Source organism: Pseudomonas qingdaonensis (assembly GCF_018398475.1).
GTDB classification, from domain to species: Bacteria; Pseudomonadota; Gammaproteobacteria; order Pseudomonadales; family Pseudomonadaceae; genus Aquipseudomonas; species Aquipseudomonas palmensis.
Genome location: NZ_CP074676.1, coordinates 3334441 through 3350838, shown reverse-complemented (window position 1 = coordinate 3350838; position 16398 = coordinate 3334441). Strand labels below are relative to the sequence as shown.

Here is a 16398-nt window from a genome sequence, read left to right as displayed (position 1 = left end):
GAAGGGGCATGACTGGCCAGCGTGCCATGTCCTCTTCGCCGGCAAGGCCGGCTCCTACAGGCCAAGGGGCCGGGCCTGCAAACCAATATGGCACGCACACAAAAATACCTGGCACACACGCAAGCGCTTTACCCCCTCCGACTTTGCTCTAATCCCGTCATGGCCTGCCACGCCACTCATTGATCCACCCAGAACGGGATAACAATAAAAAATGAAACGCTTGATGCCGCTTGCCGTGCTCTACGTGTCAACGCTCGCCCACGCCGGCACGCCCGGCAACATCGACGCCAACCGACTGCTCAACGCCAACCAGGACGCCGCCAACTGGCTCGCCCACGGGCGTACCTACGACGAACAACGCTTCAGCCCGCTGACCCGCATCAACGACCAGAACGTCGCCGGGCTTGGCCTGGCCTGGACGCAGAAGCTCGACATCGATCGCGGTACCGAAGCCACCCCCATCGTGGTCGACGGCGTGATGTACACCACCGGTGCCTTCAGCATCGTGTATGCCTTCGACGCCGCCAGCGGCAAGCCGCTGTGGAAGTACGACCCCAAGATCCCCATGGAAAAACTCAGCCAGGGCTGCTGCGACGTGGTCAACCGCGGTGTGGCCGTGTGGCAGGGCAAGGTCTACGTGGGCAGCTTCGATGGGCGCCTGATCGCCCTCGATGCGGCCACCGGCAAGGAGGTGTGGAGCGTCGACACCGTTCTGGACCCCAACAAGAGCTACACCATCACCGGCGCCCCGCGCATCGTCAAAGGCAAGGTGCTGATCGGCAACGGCGGCGCCGAGTTCGGCGTGCGCGGCTATATCACCGCCTACGATGCCGATACCGGCAAGCAGGCCTGGCGCTTCTTCACCGTGCCCGGCGACCCGGCGCTGCCACCGGAAAACGAGGCCATGGCCAAGGCCATGAAAACCTGGAAGGGCAATGGCTGGGTCAAGTGGGGCGGTGGCGGCACCGTTTGGGACTCGATGTCCTACGACCCCGAGCTGGACCTGCTGTACGTGGGCACCGGCAACGGCTCGCCGTGGAACTACCAGTTCCGCAGCCAGGGTGAGGGCGACAACCTGTACCTGTCGTCGATCGTCGCGCTGCGCCCGGAAACCGGCGAATACGTGTGGCACTTCCAGGTGACGCCCGGCGATCGCTGGGACTTCACCGCCACCCAGCAGATCGTGCTGGCCGACATCCAGATCGACGGCAAGACCCGCAAGGTGCTGATGCAGGCACCCAAGAACGGTTTCTTCTACGTGATCGACCGCACCAACGGCGAGTTCATCTCGGGCAACAACTTCGTGCAGGTGAACTGGGCCAGCGGCCTGGACCCCAAGACCGGGCGCCCCATCCTCACCGACCAGGCCGACTACGCCAAGGCGCCGAAGGTGATACAGCCAAGCTTCCTCGGCGGCCACAGCTGGCACCCGATGTCGTACAACCCCAACACCGGCTATGTGTACATCCCGGCCCAGGACACCGTGGCCGAACTCAAGGCCGCCGACAAGCCGCTGTTCCTGCCGACCAAGTCGGTGGTGAACTTCGGCCTGGACGTGCCCGACCTGCCGGAAGACCCGAAAATCCTCAACCAGATCCGCAGCGCCTGGCGCGGCCACCTGATTGCCTGGGACCCGGTCAAACAGCAGGCCGCCTGGACCCACGACTATGTCGAGTCCGGCAACGGCGGCACCCTCAGCACCGCCGGCAACCTGGTGTTCCAGGGCACCTCGGACGGCCGCGTCATGGCCTTCAGCGCCGACAAGGGCAAGCAGCTGTGGGAGCACCGCGCCAACTCCGGCGTGCTCGGCGGGCCGGTCACCTATGAGGTCAAGGGCGAGCAGTACGTGGCGTTCATGGCCGGCTGGGGCGGCATCATGCCGCTGATCGCAGGCGGCCTGACCGACAAGGGCAAGGTGCAACCCGAATCCCGCGTGCTGGTGTTCAAGCTTGGCGCCAAGGGCGAACTGCCGCCGCCGCGCAAGGCGCCGGTGCTGCCACCGCAGGTGCCCGCGCTGACCGCCTCGGCGGATGAAATCGCCCAGGGCCGCACCCTGTTCAACGGCATGTGCGGTGCCTGCCACGGCCTCAACGCCGCCAGCGGCGGGGTGATCCCCGACCTGCGCTACCTGAGCCCGGACAAGCACCAGGCCTTCGTCGGCATCGTCAGCGGTGCGTTCATGAGCAAGGGCATGCCGAGCTTTGCCGGGGTGCTGGACATGCCGCAGATGCAACTGATCCAGCAATACATCATCAAGCGCAGCCTTGACCTGCGCGCCGCCGCCGACGCCACTGCGGCGCAGTAAGCCACCCCTCGACCCCGCTCGCCAGGCGTGCGAGCGGGGCAGCCTCAACCCGTTCCAATAACAATTAACCGGTAGACAGGTGACCCCCATGAAAGCGCTTTTGCACAAAGGCGGCGCATTGCCGTGCTCGCTGTTCCTTGCCCTGTGCGCCAGCCCCGCGCTGGCCGATGTACGCCCCGACTCCGGCGACTATGCCGCGCTGCCACCGGGCACCGACCTGGCCTTGCTGTACCAGCAGAACCCGCGCATCGACCGCTCGTACATGGGCGGCAAGCGCGCCGCCGACAACCTCGACCTGGACCTGACCGTGGGCGTGCTGCGTCTGGTGCACTTCACCGAGTTCTTCAACACCGGCCTGATCTGGGACCCGCAGATCATCATCCCCTACGGCCATCAGGAAATCGGCGCCACCGGCCAGAAGAACAGCGGCCTGGGCGACATCACCTTCGGCGCCACGGTGTGGAGCCTGGCCGACATGGAGCGCAACCGCCACCTGGGCTGGTCGCTGTTCGTCACCGCGCCCACCGGCGCCGACAAGAACCAGGGCTTTGCCCTGAGCGGCAACCGCTGGGCGGCGGACTTCCAGGTGGGCTATGTGCACGGCTTCAACGAGCGCTGGACGTGGGACGTGATCGCCGAGACCGAGTTCTACCAGGAGCAGCGCGACACCGGTGCGCACCGTGACCCGCTGATCCAGCTGCACAACCACCTGCGCTACAACTTCACCCCGGCCACCTCGGTGGCGCTGTCGTACCGGCACAACTGGGGCTCGCGCGAGACGCTGGACGGGCAGACCCTGGAAACCAGCCACAACAACGGCACGGTCGGCCTGTCGGCGACCACCATGCTGGGCAAGCAGTGGCAGGTAATGGGGCAGTACTGGCGGGATGTGGACGTGCGCTCGGGGCCGATGACCGACCATTCGCTGCAGTTCAGGTTGGCGTATATCTACTGAGGCGAGCCTGACGCACACCGGGTGAGGGGCACCCGGTGTGGTCACACGCCATGGCCGGGCTTAGACTGCGTGGCTTGGGCCTGTCAGTCGCCACGCGCCGGGCCGGACACTTGAACTGTGACGTGAACATGAAGCTCAAACTGTGCCTGCTGCTGCTTGTCTGCCCACCGCTGTTGGCCCAGGAGTTCGCCTGCCAACTGGGTGGCAAGATCGTTCCCGTTGCCGAGTATCGGCAGCCGACCCCTGTCTTCACCCGGCTGAAAAATGACGGGCATCCGATGACGGCCTTCGGCTTTTCAATTGCGCACAGTCAGGTGCTGGGGGCCGACAAAGCCGCGCGTGACTATTGCCAGTCGCTGATCGCAACAACGCGCACGGTGCTGTTGTCAGGTCAGTACCCGGCTGATCACTTTCACCCGGGCCAGACCCTGTCGCTCAAGCATGTGCATCGCGACCGCCATGTCTGGCCTTACTGGCCAGACTATTACTGGCTTGCAGATAGCCCCCAGGGCCGCTGACCGACTCTTCGCTGCCGTGTCGCCTGGCGTGTATCGACCAAGGGGAGGGCGGCGCGCAAGGCGCTATCGCGGATCGCGCCGCAGAGCTGAATCATCAGTGGCGTGCCGACCGGTTCAGCACAGCGCCCTCTACCGAAGGTACTCGCACCCGCAGTGCAATCAGCAACGCGGCCAGCAGCATCAGCACGGCCGCCGCCACGAATACGCCTGCGCTGCCACCGAGGCTGAACATTGCCCCACCCGCGGCTGCGCCTGTGGCGATGGCCGACTGTACCGACGCTACCACCATGCCCCCGGCGCTTTCCGCCTGGTCAGGGACCGCGTTGGCTACCCAGTTCGACCACGCCACCGGCACACCGCCAAAGGCCAGGCCCCACACCGCCAGCAGTACGGCCTGCCCTGGCACCGACGCCGGCAACAGGACCAGCGCCAGTGCCGCAACGCCCACCAGCGCGGGCATCGACACCAGGGTGGCCAGCGGGTAACGAGCAAGCATCCACCCGGCCACCAGGGTGCCGACAAAGTTCGCCACACCAAAACCCAGCAGCATCAGCGACAGCCCCTGCGGGCCAATGCCGGTCGTGCCTTCGAGAAATGGCCGAACATACGTGAACATCGCGAAGTGGCCGCTGTGCACCAGCACACAACCGAACATCCCCATGGCAATGCCTGGGCGCAGCAATACTTCAAGCACCGTGCGCAGGCGTGCCGGGCGGCGCGGCGCAAGGCTCGGCAGCGTGATTGACTGGAACGCCAGGGTCACCACCCCCACCGCCGCCGCTGCAAAGAACGCGCTGCGCCAGCCATATAGCCCACCCAGATAACTACCCAGCGGAACCGCAACCACCGTCCCGACGGCGATGCCACTGAAAATGATCGAGAGCGCTCGCGGCAACAGCGCCCCCGGCACCAGACGCATCGCCACCGCCGCCGCCATGCTCCAGAACCCGCCAAGCGCGATGCCCAGCAAGATACGCATCAACAACAGCACCACGAAACTGGAGGAAACGGCGACCAACAGATTGGACGCGATCATCAACGTGGAAAATCCCAGCAACACCCAGCGGCGATCGATACTGCGAGTCAGGCCTGGCACCAACAGGCCGGCGAACAGCGCCACCACGGCTGTCACCGTTACCGCCTGGCCAGCCAGCGCTTCGGATACCCCCAGCTCGGTCGCCATTGGCGTCAACAGGCTGGCCGGAAGGTACTCCGCGGTCAGCAAGCCGAACACGCCCATGGCCAGCGAGAACACGGCCATCCACGCGGGGGTTGCAGGTTCTGCATCCGGCCCGGCGCCGGGACGGCTGTCGGGTACGGCATTGCAAACAAGGTCAGTCATTGCACGGATCTCCCAATCTTCAATTGCGACCCGCAGTCTAGGCGCGAGAAACCGGATGATCTATGATCGAAAAACTCGATTTTTTGACCAGAACACCTGAATCATGCCGACGGACCCCTCTGCCTTCTCTTCCGATCTCATCAACGAGCTGTTGCGCGGCATGCGCCTGCGCGGTGTCGACTACCGGCGTATCCAGGCGGGCCCGGCCTTCGGCTTGGGCTTCGCTGCCAAACCCGGGCATGCCTGGTTCCACTTCCTGGCGGTCGGCAACGCGGTGCTGCGCATGGAAGACGGCACAACCTATGCGCTGTGCGCCGGTAACGCCGTCTTCATCTCCCATGGCGCGGCCCATCAATTGCTCTCGGATACACACGTGCCCGTGCAGCAAATCGACCTTCTGGACGGCGAGCCGCTGGGCGACGCCGTCAGCGCGGTGGACACCGGAACCGATGTCGGCGCCATGCCGACCACGCTTTTGTTCAGTGGCTGCATGGAGTTCGAATTGGGCAGCCTGCATGGCCTTGGCAAGCTGATGCCGGGCCTGATGCTGATCGATGCCGGCGGCCAGCGTTACCCAGGGCTGGTGCCTATTCTCACCACCATGGAGCGCGAGGTCAGCGCCGCACGCATCGGCTTCGCCGGCATCCTCGCGCGATTGGCCGACGTGGTCGCCGCCATGGTCGTTCGAGGTTGGGTCGAGTGCGCCTGCGGTAACGCCTCCGGCCTGGTTGCCGCCCTGCGCGATCCGCGGCTGGCTGGTGCACTGCTGGCGCTGCATCAACAACCGGGCCGCGACTGGACCGTCGAGCAGTTGGCGGAGCAATGCAATACGTCCCGCTCGGTCTTTGCGGAGCGTTTTCAACTGACGATTGGCATGACCCCGCTGCGCTACGTCACCGAAGTGCGAATGCGGCTTGCCAGCCAGTGGCTGACGCTGGAAAGGTTGCCAATTGAAGAGGTCGCGCAGCGTTTGGGCTATACGTCTCAGGCAGCGTTCAGTCGGGCGTTCAAGCGTGTTACGGGTAAGACGCCTGGGTTGAGTCGCAGGTTGAGGCAGTCGGCTGTCGTCTGAAGCTGAGTGGGATGGGCGAGTGGGCCATCTTGGGCGGCCTTGGCACTATTTGAGACAAGGCCGAACGCGGTCGCTCGCACCTCTTTGCTTTCGATAGGCCGCGTGTGCGGCCCGTGTGTTGTGTCATCAACTACTGACCGCTTTGGCCTCCATGCCATCAAGCACCGACTCGATCAACGCATTGCTCAATTCCAGCGAGTGTTGCGAGGCCATCAGCAGGCTTTTGAACTGCTCATCGGCGCGTTCGCAGGCTTGTGCGGTGGTGTCCCTTGCACACTGGATCATGATCGACAGGTAGACCAGCGCATCTTCGAGCTTGATGTCTTCGCGCACGGAAAACAGGGGAGGGTGATCGCCGTGGCAACAGCCGAAGGAGGTGTAGGCGGGTTTGCGCGGGGTGTTGGGGAGTGGGGGATCAGGGACGATTTTTGTCATTGTGCAGCTCCTTGATTGGTGGAGCCGACCAGCATCGTGACCAAACGATGGGTGGCGGCTGTACGCAGGTTGGTCAACCGGGAATCAAGGAACCCGGCGCGCACGAATGCGCCCCACGCACAGCCGCCATAACACGAAACAGCAGACACAAAAAAGCGCCACTGATTCGGATGCGGCGCTTTGTGCGCCTTGATTTATCTCAGGTGACCAAACCTGGACGCTGGATTTACAGCGACTGAGCAAGGTTAACGGGGTTGGGGTGGGGATTCAAGTTTCTGGCAGAGGGAAGGAGGAGGCGTTACCGTCTGAGTGCTGATGCATTCATTTTGACGATCTGGCTTGCTTTTGAATTTCAAAGGTTTGAGGCGCGCAGAGTGGCCTGCGCTTGAGGCTGACCAATACGTTGCAGTCTGTTGCGGCAGCTAGAGATTCTGGCCGTATGCGGTCTTGGGTGAAAGACCGCTAACAACCCATAGTAGCTTCACGAAGGGCCGCAATCGGCCAATGCCGCAGCAGTGGGCGCCGCAGCATGAGTGCGAAGACCTTTAATTACTCGACCTTGTTACCTGGCAATGGGGCCGTATGAATTTCGTCAAACATAGCGGTTGCCACTGAAGCAGCATAAACAATGTATTTCACATCACTTTCTTTGCTCTTGACTTCATAAATTTCACAAAGAAGGCTTTTGTTGTTCTTGGGCAACACTGCAGGCGACCAGGATGAAGGGCTCTTGAAGTTATACTCAGGGCCTTTGTACATTAAGGATTTTATGCCAACAACGGTGCGCTTGTATTTTTGTCTATCAGGCCTTTTGGAGTTTTCATAGTCGCCTATAAATGACCCTAAAGAACCGGAGACAACATCTATGCACTCCTTGTCTAGCGCGGTCTCATAATCAGCAGCCGCGTAGGTTCCAACGCTGCCATGGTTGGAATAGAATTTTTGACGGGGCGTCAATTTCTCTTCGGGCTGCTTGGGTTTATATTCATCACCCTCGAAATAGTATTCGATGTACCCTCGCGAAATATCCACCCTGTTGTATATTTTTCTCTTTTCTATCACGTCTTCAAAAGTGTACCAGCGATGCTCAATTAGTGTGTGCTCGACGTCTAGCCCGCTCGCCATCACTTTTAAAGAAAGCACGGAGCCGAACAGGATATATGCAATGTTGATACTTTTCATGAGCTCGCCCAGGGCATGGTTTTTTTAAGTTTACTTGATTCTAGCTAGTGCACGGTAGAGTTGTAAATTTATCTAATGGCAAAATCAACCTCATCAATTGAATTGCCCCGCTTGTAGACGCGTCGTATGACCGCTTTTGGCCGATAGCTGCCACTCACAAACGACCGCTTTCGGCCAAAAGGAGCCAGTCGAAGGCCTCTAGGCTCTGTACAAAATCCCGAGAACCCAATAGACGCGCCTCATCTGCTGAGGTTTTGTAGAGCCCCCGCCACTCACGGAGACCCTGCCGCCTGCGCCTGCAACCACGCCACCGAAGCGGGCGACGCTTGGCTCAACGCAATCGAGCCCTGGTGCACCGAGCCGTCCCAGCCCTCCATCGTCACCCACAGCAGGGTATCCACCGGTGTCTTCGGGGATATCGGAATCGAGGTGCCCATGCTGTGCGGCGAACCAAAGAAGATCCCGCCCGCCGCGCGTAGGCTGCGGGGTTTGCCCACGCGCAGATAGGTCGCTTTCACTTCGCCGATGCAGGCCTCGCACAAGGCCGCGCTGAAACTCTTGATATACCCCGCCGGCCCTTCGTTGCGCGGCGGCTGGGCGCGAAACTCCGCCAGGCGCAGGCTCCACGGCCCGACCGTAACCTCCCCGATCTCGCGCTCGCCAAGCCCCGCCTCACCCTTGAACAACGCCTGATCAGCGAAGTACCTGGGCAAAAATACCAGGGGCACCACCACCAGCACCACGTTCAGATGAAACCGCCATTTCAGCCAGTAGCGCCGCAGCGGCGAGCCACTCACCTCGATCGCCTTGCCTCGCTTGAGCGCAGCTGCAGTGGCCTGCAGCGTGCGCTTGCTCCAGATCAGCAGGCCGCTGAGCACCATCACGCTCAGTAGCAGGCCGAAGACAAACCACACCAGCTTCAGCCACAGCCCACCAAAGTCACCGGTATGCAGCGGGCGCATGGATTCGGTGATGAACTCCAGCGCGCGCCGATCCGACAGTGTGTAGGAGGTGATGACGCTGCCGTCGTACGGGTTCAGGTTCGCGCTCTGCTGCATCAGCGGATAGGCGCCACGCCCGCGCACCTGCAGGGTGTCATAGGCATTGCCCGGCAGCTTGATGAAGCTCGCGGTGAAGCCGGGCACCTGCGCCGAGAAATTCGCGATGGCCTGTTCCACGCTGATGCGCGCGGGTTGCTCGCCAGGTGCGGCCAGGGGCACCGTCTCCCTCGCGACAAGGCCAATGGCAGGCCGGCTGGAAATGGAGATGTGGTTGTCGGCTAGCACGGCCTGGATCAGAAACCAGAGGCTCGTGACCGAAATGATCGCGATGAACCAGATCGACCACACACCGCTCAGGCGATGGAAGTCGCCCCAGAAAATCCGCGCACCCTGGTTCAAGCGCAGGGTCGGTTTGAAAAAGGCCTTCCAGAAACGCTTGTAGACCACCAGCCCGGTCACCAGCGAGGCCAGCATCGGCAAGGCGAGCAATGACACCAGGTACCAGCCCCAGGGGTAGCCATTACCGAAGGGCACCAGCCACCAGCCGTGCAGCGCACGGGTGAAGCCGCGCACGTCGAACGCCGGGCTCACCCCCTGGATCTTGCCGGTGTACGGGTTCACATAGAGGTTGCGGGTGCTGTGGTCCGGTTGTACCACCTGGACCTGCAGGGCGAACGAGTCCTGGTCGGGACGCAGGATGTACTGCACGTCCAGGTCGGGGCGGTCGCGATGAATGGCCGCGAGGATCTGGTCGTAGTCGAGCCGGCGGGCGTCTTGCGTCGGCGGGTTGGCACGCATTTGCGGCTTTGCCAGCCACACCAGCTCCTGGCTGACGACTGCCAGGGTACCGGTGACGCAGACGAGCAGGGCAAAGCACCAGATCGGCAATGCCAGCCAGCTGTGGATCAGGAACCATAACTTGGAGCGCGATTTCTTGGACATGACTCAGCCGTCGTCAGGGGAGTGCAAGAAGGACGACGGGCCCCTTGCATGAACACCCATGCCAGGGGCCCGAAACCTGCTCAGAACTGCGGTGTGTACTTGACGGTGAACATGACGTTGCGCGGGTCGCCGTAGTAGTTGTTGGAGGCCACTGCGGTATAGGACGGAATGTAGTAGACCTTGTCGAAGAGGTTGTTGAAGTTCACCGCCAGGCCGATCTCATCGCTGACCTTGTAGCCGATGCGTGCATTCCAGATCGTGAACCCTGGCGTCTCGAATTTGCGGTCGTAGGCGACGGCGCTGCTCTGGCTGTTCAAGCCACCGCCGACGCTGAAGCGGTTGAAGTCGCCTGGCAATGTGTAGTCGGACCAGATGCGCACCGTGTGCTTGGGGGTCCAGGTGGAGAAGATCTTGCCTTCGTAGGTGTTGTCCTCGATAAACCTGGTGGTGTTGTAGACATAGCTGGCAGACGCTTGCAGGCCAGGCAGCACTTCACCGTTGATTTCAGCCTCCAGCCCCTGGCTGCGCACCTTGCCGGATGCCTCGGAGCAGTTCGAGCCCCCGCACTGGGACTCGGTGTTGAGCATTGTGACGGCGCGGTTCTGGTGGTCGTAACGGAACAGGGCAAGCGAGGTGTTGAGCCGCCCGTCGTTGAGCTCGCCCTTGAGGCCGACTTCATAGTTGCTGCCGGTAATCGGCTCGATCGTGGAGCCGCCCACCCCGATGGCGCTCTGCGGAATGAACACGTCCGCATAGCTGGCGTAGGCCGACCACTCGGGCGTCAGCGCATAGACCAGCCCGGCGTAGGGCGTGACCACGCCATTGTTGGCCTTGTCACTGTCGCTGGGGTAGCTGAAGGCATTGCGATCGTAGATCTGCGAGTCGTACTCGTAGGAGTACCAGCTGGTGCGCCCGCCCAGGATCAGTGTCAGGGGGTCGGTGAGCTTGACGCGCCAGGTGCCGTAAATGCCTTTTTGCACGATCTTGTACTGGCTGTCGGTGCGCGTGCCGCGCGCCGCCAGGCTGTCGTAGTTTTCGTACGGCAGGTGGTTGTCCAGGTCGAAGATGTTGGCGCCTACGCTGCGTACTACGGCCATGGTGTTGTCGCTGGTGTAGCGCGAGTAGTTGCCCCCGAGCACGACTTCCTGATCGAAACCCAGGCCATTGAAGTCGCCGTCCATGAACAGGTCCAGGCCGCGGCTGTGCGAATTGAAGTCTGTGGCATAGCGCCAGTTGGCGACGCCGCTGCCATCGTTCGCCACACCGGTGGGTGTCACGATGTAGGCATACGTCATTTCGTTGCGTTCGTTGATCGCGACCGCTGCTGTCTTGAACTTCCAGTGGTCGTTGAATCGGTGCTCCAGGTCGACGTAAAGGGCCAACTGTTCGGTCAGCCCGCGGTTCCAGTCGGAGCCGGTGTACGTCGAGCGGGACAGGCCGATGTCACGTCCGTCGCTGTAGCGTGGCAGGCCGGCGACCATGGGCGTGAAGCGGGTCTTGCGATCACTGAGGCCAACGCCCAGGGTGGTGTTTTCCGACAGGTCGAAGTCCAGGGCGCCGTAGACCTTCTGCTCCCATCCGCCAACGTGGTCGATGAACGAGTCGCGGGTGTCGTAGTCGACCACGGCGCGACCGCGCACGGTGCCCGCCTCATTCAACGGGCCGCCGACATCCGCCTGGGTAGCGTAGTGGTCCCAGCTTCCGGCCTGTGCGGTCAGGGTCAGGGTGGGCTTGGCCTGGCCGCGCTTGCGCACCAGATTCACCGCGCCGCCCGGGCTGTTGGCGCCTTGCAGCAGGGCCGCGCCGCCACGCAGCAGTTCCACTCGGTCGTAGAAGGCCGTGGATTCGGTGAGGTAGCTGCCCAGCGCATAGATGCCGCGGGTCATGGGCACGCCGTCGTACTGCAGCGATTCGATCTCGAACCCGCGCGAGGTGATGAAGCCACCCGTACCGGGGCTCTTGGCAAAGGTCATGCCCGGTGCGTTGGCGAACAGCTCAGGCAGGTTGGTGATGTTCTGGTCGTCCATGCGCTGGCGGGTCATGACCGTGACGCTTTGCGGGATGTCCTTGAGCTTGTGCTCACTCTTGCCGATGGTGACGGTGCCCGTGGTGTAGGAGCCGGTACCTTCGGTGGTGCTGCCCAGCGTCTGGCCGCTGACGTTGATCGCGCTCAGTTCGAGCGAGCCGTTGCCGGGGTTGGACGCGATCAGCAGGTACACGCCATTGGCCTGGCGTGCCACCTGCAGGCCGCTGCCCGCCAGCAGGGTGGCGAAGCCGCCTGCGACGCTGTAGTCGCCCTGGAGGGCGGGGGCGCGGCGGCCCTGGGTGCTCGCGGCATCGAACGACAACACCACCCCGGCGGCGCTGGCAAAGCGGCCCAGGCTTTCGGTCAGCGTGCCGGGCGCGATGTCATAGGCACGGGTTTGCTCGCTGGACGCATGCGCGGCCAGGCCGGCGAGCGGCCAGGCGGCAACGCTGCCCAGGGCGAGGTGGGCCGCCAGGGCCAGTGCGGTGTGTGATCGTTGCATGACGCTCATGTTTCCTTCCCCAGAACACTCAGTTGAACTTGTGGGAGGGAAGGCCGGATGAGCGTCGATGAAAGTGCAAGTAAGTGAAAATTATTTTCATTTGTGGTGCCGGCTGGCTCAGGGGCGCGCCACAACCGTCACCCAGTAGCGCGTGCGGCGCTGTACGGTCAGCGGGAATGCGCTTTGCAGCGCCGTCAGGGCCAGTTCGGTATCGGTGATGGGGAACGCGCCGGAAATCTTCATCTGCGCCACCGCCGGGTCACAGTTCAGTACGCCGGGGCGATAGCGCGCGAGTTGCGCCAGCAGGGTCTGCAGCGGGGTATCGACCGCGATCACGCTGCCTTGCTCCCACGCCGCCACAGCGGCGTCGTTGCTGCGCAGGCTGCCGATCCCGGCCGGGCCGAACGCCACCCGCTGACCGGCATGCAGGCGCAGGCGCTCGATCGGCTGCACCGACACCTCCACGGCCTTTTCCAGCACCGCGACTTCGCTGCCATGGTCGTCGACGCTGACGGTGAAGCGGGTGCCCAGGGCCAGGACGCTGCCGTGGCGGGTATCGACCCTGAAAGGCCGGGCGGCATCGTCGCGGGCGGTGGTGATCAGCACCTGGCCGCGGTGCAGTAGCACACGCCGCTGCTGCATATCGAAATCCACGTCCACGGCGCTGTCGGTGTCCAGCAGCATCTGGCTGCCATCCACCAGGCGCACGGCACGGCGTTCGCCGACGCCACTGCGGTAGTCGGCGTACCATTGGCGACGGGTGTCACTGCGCCAGCCCAGCGTCCCGAGGACCCCACCGCCCAGCAGCATGGCCAGGCCGTACAGCACCTGGCGGCGGCTGTTGCCGCTGCCCAGCAAGGTGGAGGCGGCGATGCGCCCCGGCAGCCCGGCAAAGCTGTGGCTGACCGCCTGCATGCGTTGCCAGGCCTGGCGGTGCAGCGGGTCGCTGTCGTGCCAGCGTTGCCACGAGGCCTGATCCTCGGCACTGACGGTGCCGGATGACAGTTGTGCGTACCAGCGCGCGGCCTCACGCACCGCCTCGCGTTGGGCGGCGGAGGGGGAGCGGTTCATTCGACGCTTTCCCACTGCATCAGGCAGACATGTTCCATGGCCTTGGCCATGTGGTTGTTCACCGAGCGCAGGGAAATATCCAGGCGCGTGGCGATCTGCGCGTAGGGCAGGCCCTCGAGCTGGGACAGGATGAACACCTCACGCACCTTGGCGCCCAGGCCGGCGAGCATGCGGTCCAGCTCCACCAGCGTTTCGAACATGATTGCCTGCGCTTCGGCGCTGGGGATGTCGGCAAGCGCAATGCTGGCCAGGGTTTCCATGTAGGCCTGTTCGAGCGAGCGACGGCGGAACAGGTCGATCATCAGGCCTTTGGCCACCGTCGACAGGTACTGGCGGGGTGCACGGATTTCCAGTGATGTGCGGGTCTTGAGGAGCTTGACGAACGTGTCCTGCACCAGGTCCGCCGCATCGCAGTGGCTGCCCATGCGCTTGCGCAGCCAGCCGTGCAGCCATGAGCTGTGCTGCGCATACAGCGCGCCGACAGCAGCAGGTAGGGCAGGTGACTCGACCGGCATGATGGCATCTCAAATGGGAATTGGTTGCATTATTATTCGGATCACGAGGAGGTGGCAATATCGGCAGGTGCCAGTGCGACGTGGCAGCGGGGGCGCTGACTCGCCACGAAAGGGTGCTTGCCAGGCGTTCGCCGAGTCATCCGGGATGGCAGCTGAAGGATTTCGCAGGGCGCGAGCAGGGGCGGGGGTGTACGCAACGGTGTGTCGATCGAAAGGCAGGGCGTGCGTGGCGCACCGCGCACAGACAACAACACGGCGCATCCCTGCGCCACTTCACATCAGAAACTGTACTTGGCCGTGAGCATCATGTTGCGCGGTGTGCCGTAGGTGTCGCTGCCATAGCTGGTCGAGTTGGAGATGGACGAGTAGTACTTGCGGTCGAACACGTTGTTGGCGTTGAGCTGCAGGTCCAGGTTGCGGGTCAGCCGGTAGCCGGCCATCAGGTCGGTGACGGCGTAGCCACCCTGTTCCAGGCGATAGCTGCCACCGTTTGCCAGCGCCACGTCGTTGTACAGGCGGCTCTGCCACGACACGTTGCCACCCACGCGCAGTTTCTCCAGCGGGCCCTGGAAGCGGTAGGTGGTGGTCAGCTTGAACAGGTGCTCGGGCGTGTCGGTGTCAAAGCGCTGGTTGACGTTCTGCGGGTTGGCGGCGTCCTTGAGGGTGTGCACGCGGGCATAGGTGTAGCCACCGCCCACCTGCCAGTTCTCGGTCAGCGCACCCTGCAGCTCGAAGTCGATACCCTGGCTGCGGATCTCGCCCGAGGCCTCGTAGCATTCGGTCTGCGGGCAGTTCGGCACGAACACCTGCACCGCGCGGTTTTCCTGGTCGATGCGAAACAGCGCCAGGCTGGCGTTGAGCGCACCCTCAAAGTACTCGCCCTTGATGCCCACCTCGTAGTTCTTGCCCACGATCGGCTTGACCGGGGTGCCGGAGGTGCCCTTGCTGCTCTGCGGGGTGAAGATGTCGCTGTAGCTGACGTAGACCGAGTGATGCTCGTCCAGGTCGTAGATCAGCCCGGCATAGCGGGTGACGTTGCGGGTGACCTTGTAGTCGCCGTCGCCATCGCGGTTGTCGTAGTCATACCAGTCCAGGCGCCCGCCCAGGATCAGCTTGAGCGGGTCGGCCAGGCTCAGGCGGGTGGTCAGGTACACGCCATCCTGGGTGGTCACTTCGCGGCTGTTGCCGGTGTGGGTGAAGTTCGGCTTGCCGGCATCGATCGGCCAGTTGGGGTCGTAGGGGGCATAGTTGTGGGTGGTCATGTCGTAGATGCGCTTGCTGGCACCCACCACCAGTTCATGGGTGCGCCCCAGCGCCTCGAAGGGCCCGCTGACAAAGGCATCCACGCCGGCCTGGTTTTCATCGTGGGCCGACTGGTACACGGTGCGTGCCAGCGTGTTGTTGACCCAGCGCGACTGGTACGAGCCGGAGAACAGCGCGTTCTGTTCGGAATAGTTGGCGTTGACCTGCAGCTTCCAGTCGTTGGCCAGGCGCTGGCGGATCTCGGCAAAGACGGTGTTGATCTCCTGGTCCTTGTTCTCCCAGGGGGTACCCGGGTTGTACGAGCGCGGCAGGTTCAGGTGATGGCCGTCCAGGCCGATCATCGAGGCGCCCCAGAAGTAGTTGGTCTTGTCCTTCTGGTTGGAGAAGCCGAGGGTCAGGGTGGTGTCGTCGCTCAGGTCCGCCTCGGTGATGGCGTAGAACAGGCCGTGGGTCTCGTCCACGCCATCGACGAAGCTGTTGCTGTCGCGGTAGGACGTCACCACCCGACCGCGCAGGGTGCCGCTGTCGTTGAGCGGGCTGGAGGCATCGACCTCGCCGCGGTAGTCGTCCCAGCTGCCGGCCGCACCGGTGAGGGTGACCTTCTGTTCGGCCAGCGGGCGCTTGCGCACCAGGTTGATGGCAGCCGAAGGGTTGCCCGCACCGGTCACCAGCCCGGTGGCGCCGCGCACCACCTCCACCCGGTCGAACATCGCCAGGTTCGGCTGGGCGCCCACGGTCCAGCCCTGGTAGCCACTGGGGATGCCGTCGTACATCAGGTTGTCGATATCGAAACCGCGCGCCGAGTACGTTTGCCGGCCAGGGCCGCTGGAGAAGTCGAGGAACAGCCCCGGGGTGGCCTTTACCACGTCGTTGATGCTGGTCATGGCCTGGTCGTCCATGCGCTGGCGGGTAATCACGGTAACGGCCTGGGGCGTTTCGCGCAGGGTCAGCGGCAGCTTGGTCGCGGTCGACATGGCGCCGGTGGTGTATGACTGGGTGCCTTCGGTGGTACTGCCCAGTTGAGTGTTGACGATTTCGGTGGCGCCCAGCTCCAGGGTCGCAGCCTTGGCTGGCTGCGGTGTCGCAGAGCTGTCATCGGCCAGGGCGGGGGTCAGGGTGGCCATGCAGATGGCCATGGCCAACAGATTGCGGGGCAGGCCGGAGCAATGCGGGGGGGTAGGGCGCGACATGAAGGGTTTCCAGTGGTAGTGATAAAAATAATACATATGAGAATCGTTACCAAATGGTGTGTCAAGGTGTGTCGCAATA

11 protein-coding genes and 1 pseudogene are annotated in these 16398 nt (G+C 63.2%); 4 read left to right on the top strand and 8 right to left on the bottom strand.

Translation table 11 applies throughout. From position 1 onward, the window contains the following. The first annotated feature begins 211 nt into the window (after positions 1-211). From KH389_RS15205 to KH389_RS15195, 3 genes are all read left to right on the top strand, one after another. Positions 212-2305 (top strand): PQQ-dependent dehydrogenase, methanol/ethanol family, encoded by a 2094-nt coding sequence (locus tag KH389_RS15205; protein ID WP_213605776.1) that lies wholly within the window; start codon positions 212-214, stop codon positions 2303-2305. An 88-nt stretch (positions 2306-2393) separates the two neighbouring features. After that, positions 2394-3260, top strand: a complete 867-nt coding sequence (locus KH389_RS15200) for a transporter (RefSeq protein ID WP_043862995.1) — start codon at positions 2394-2396, stop codon at positions 3258-3260. Between the two features lie 128 nt (positions 3261-3388). Further along, positions 3389-3778: a hypothetical protein gene (locus tag KH389_RS15195; RefSeq protein ID WP_152644126.1), complete on the top strand. Its 390-nt coding sequence runs from the start codon at positions 3389-3391 to the stop codon at positions 3776-3778. A 94-nt stretch (positions 3779-3872) separates the two neighbouring features. Here KH389_RS15195 and KH389_RS15190 read toward each other — a convergent pair whose 3' ends face one another. After that, entirely contained in the window at positions 3873-5120 is a 1248-nt protein-coding gene (locus KH389_RS15190) for an MFS transporter (protein WP_213605775.1), read from the bottom strand. Positions 5121-5223: 103 nt separating this feature from the next. Between KH389_RS15190 and KH389_RS15185 the strand changes: the two genes are divergently transcribed. Further along, complete coding sequence (locus KH389_RS15185) at positions 5224-6192, top strand: AraC family transcriptional regulator (protein ID WP_213605774.1); 969 nt, start codon at positions 5224-5226, stop codon at positions 6190-6192. Positions 6193-6318: 126 nt separating this feature from the next. Here the strand turns inward: KH389_RS15185 and KH389_RS15180 are convergent, their stop codons facing one another. The 7 genes and pseudogenes from KH389_RS15180 to KH389_RS15150 form a co-directional block, all read right to left on the bottom strand. Further along, positions 6319-6627, bottom strand: coding sequence for a DUF3077 domain-containing protein (locus KH389_RS15180; protein ID WP_213605773.1), 309 nt, complete (start codon positions 6625-6627; stop codon positions 6319-6321). A 549-nt stretch (positions 6628-7176) separates the two neighbouring features. After that, positions 7177-7809, bottom strand: a complete 633-nt coding sequence (locus KH389_RS15175) for a hypothetical protein (protein WP_213605772.1) — start codon at positions 7807-7809, stop codon at positions 7177-7179. Positions 7810-8621: 812 nt separating this feature from the next. Then, positions 8622-9752 (bottom strand): annotated as a pseudogene (locus tag KH389_RS15170) (PepSY-associated TM helix domain-containing protein); the annotation flags it as partial. Positions 9753-9832: 80 nt separating this feature from the next. Further along, a complete protein-coding gene (locus tag KH389_RS15165; RefSeq protein ID WP_213605770.1) occupies positions 9833-12280 on the bottom strand; it encodes a TonB-dependent siderophore receptor in 2448 nt (815 codons plus the stop codon). Between the two features lie 117 nt (positions 12281-12397). Beyond that, entirely contained in the window at positions 12398-13351 is a 954-nt protein-coding gene (locus KH389_RS15160) for a FecR domain-containing protein (protein ID WP_213605769.1), read from the bottom strand. Then, a complete protein-coding gene (locus tag KH389_RS15155; protein ID WP_054915411.1) occupies positions 13348-13866 on the bottom strand; it encodes a sigma-70 family RNA polymerase sigma factor in 519 nt (172 codons plus the stop codon). Before KH389_RS15155 ends, KH389_RS15160 begins: the two co-directional genes overlap by 4 nt. Positions 13867-14144: 278 nt before the next feature. Further along, a complete protein-coding gene (locus KH389_RS15150; protein WP_213605768.1) occupies positions 14145-16319 on the bottom strand; it encodes a TonB-dependent siderophore receptor in 2175 nt (724 codons plus the stop codon). Between the last annotated feature and the right edge of the window lie 79 nt (positions 16320-16398).

What these genes read in the sequence shown, in the direction of transcription:
- KH389_RS15200 (WP_043862995.1), top strand. Translation starts at nt 2,394, where the DNA reads ATGAAAGCGCTTTTGCACAAAGGCGGCGCATTGCCGTGCTCGCTGTTC.
- KH389_RS15180 (WP_213605773.1), bottom strand. Translation starts at nt 6,627, where the DNA reads ATGACAAAAATCGTCCCTGATCCCCCACTCCCCAACACCCCGCGCAAA.
- KH389_RS15195 (WP_152644126.1), top strand. Translation starts at nt 3,389, where the DNA reads ATGAAGCTCAAACTGTGCCTGCTGCTGCTTGTCTGCCCACCGCTGTTG.
- KH389_RS15175 (WP_213605772.1), bottom strand. Translation starts at nt 7,809, where the DNA reads ATGAAAAGTATCAACATTGCATATATCCTGTTCGGCTCCGTGCTTTCT.
- KH389_RS15190 (WP_213605775.1), bottom strand. Translation starts at nt 5,120, where the DNA reads ATGACTGACCTTGTTTGCAATGCCGTACCCGACAGCCGTCCCGGCGCC.
- KH389_RS15205 (WP_213605776.1), top strand. Translation starts at nt 212, where the DNA reads ATGAAACGCTTGATGCCGCTTGCCGTGCTCTACGTGTCAACGCTCGCC.
- KH389_RS15150 (WP_213605768.1), bottom strand. Translation starts at nt 16,319, where the DNA reads ATGTCGCGCCCTACCCCCCCGCATTGCTCCGGCCTGCCCCGCAATCTG.
- KH389_RS15165 (WP_213605770.1), bottom strand. Translation starts at nt 12,280, where the DNA reads ATGCAACGATCACACACCGCACTGGCCCTGGCGGCCCACCTCGCCCTG.
- KH389_RS15185 (WP_213605774.1), top strand. Translation starts at nt 5,224, where the DNA reads ATGCCGACGGACCCCTCTGCCTTCTCTTCCGATCTCATCAACGAGCTG.
- KH389_RS15160 (WP_213605769.1), bottom strand. Translation starts at nt 13,351, where the DNA reads ATGAACCGCTCCCCCTCCGCCGCCCAACGCGAGGCGGTGCGTGAGGCC.
- KH389_RS15155 (WP_054915411.1), bottom strand. Translation starts at nt 13,866, where the DNA reads ATGCCGGTCGAGTCACCTGCCCTACCTGCTGCTGTCGGCGCGCTGTAT.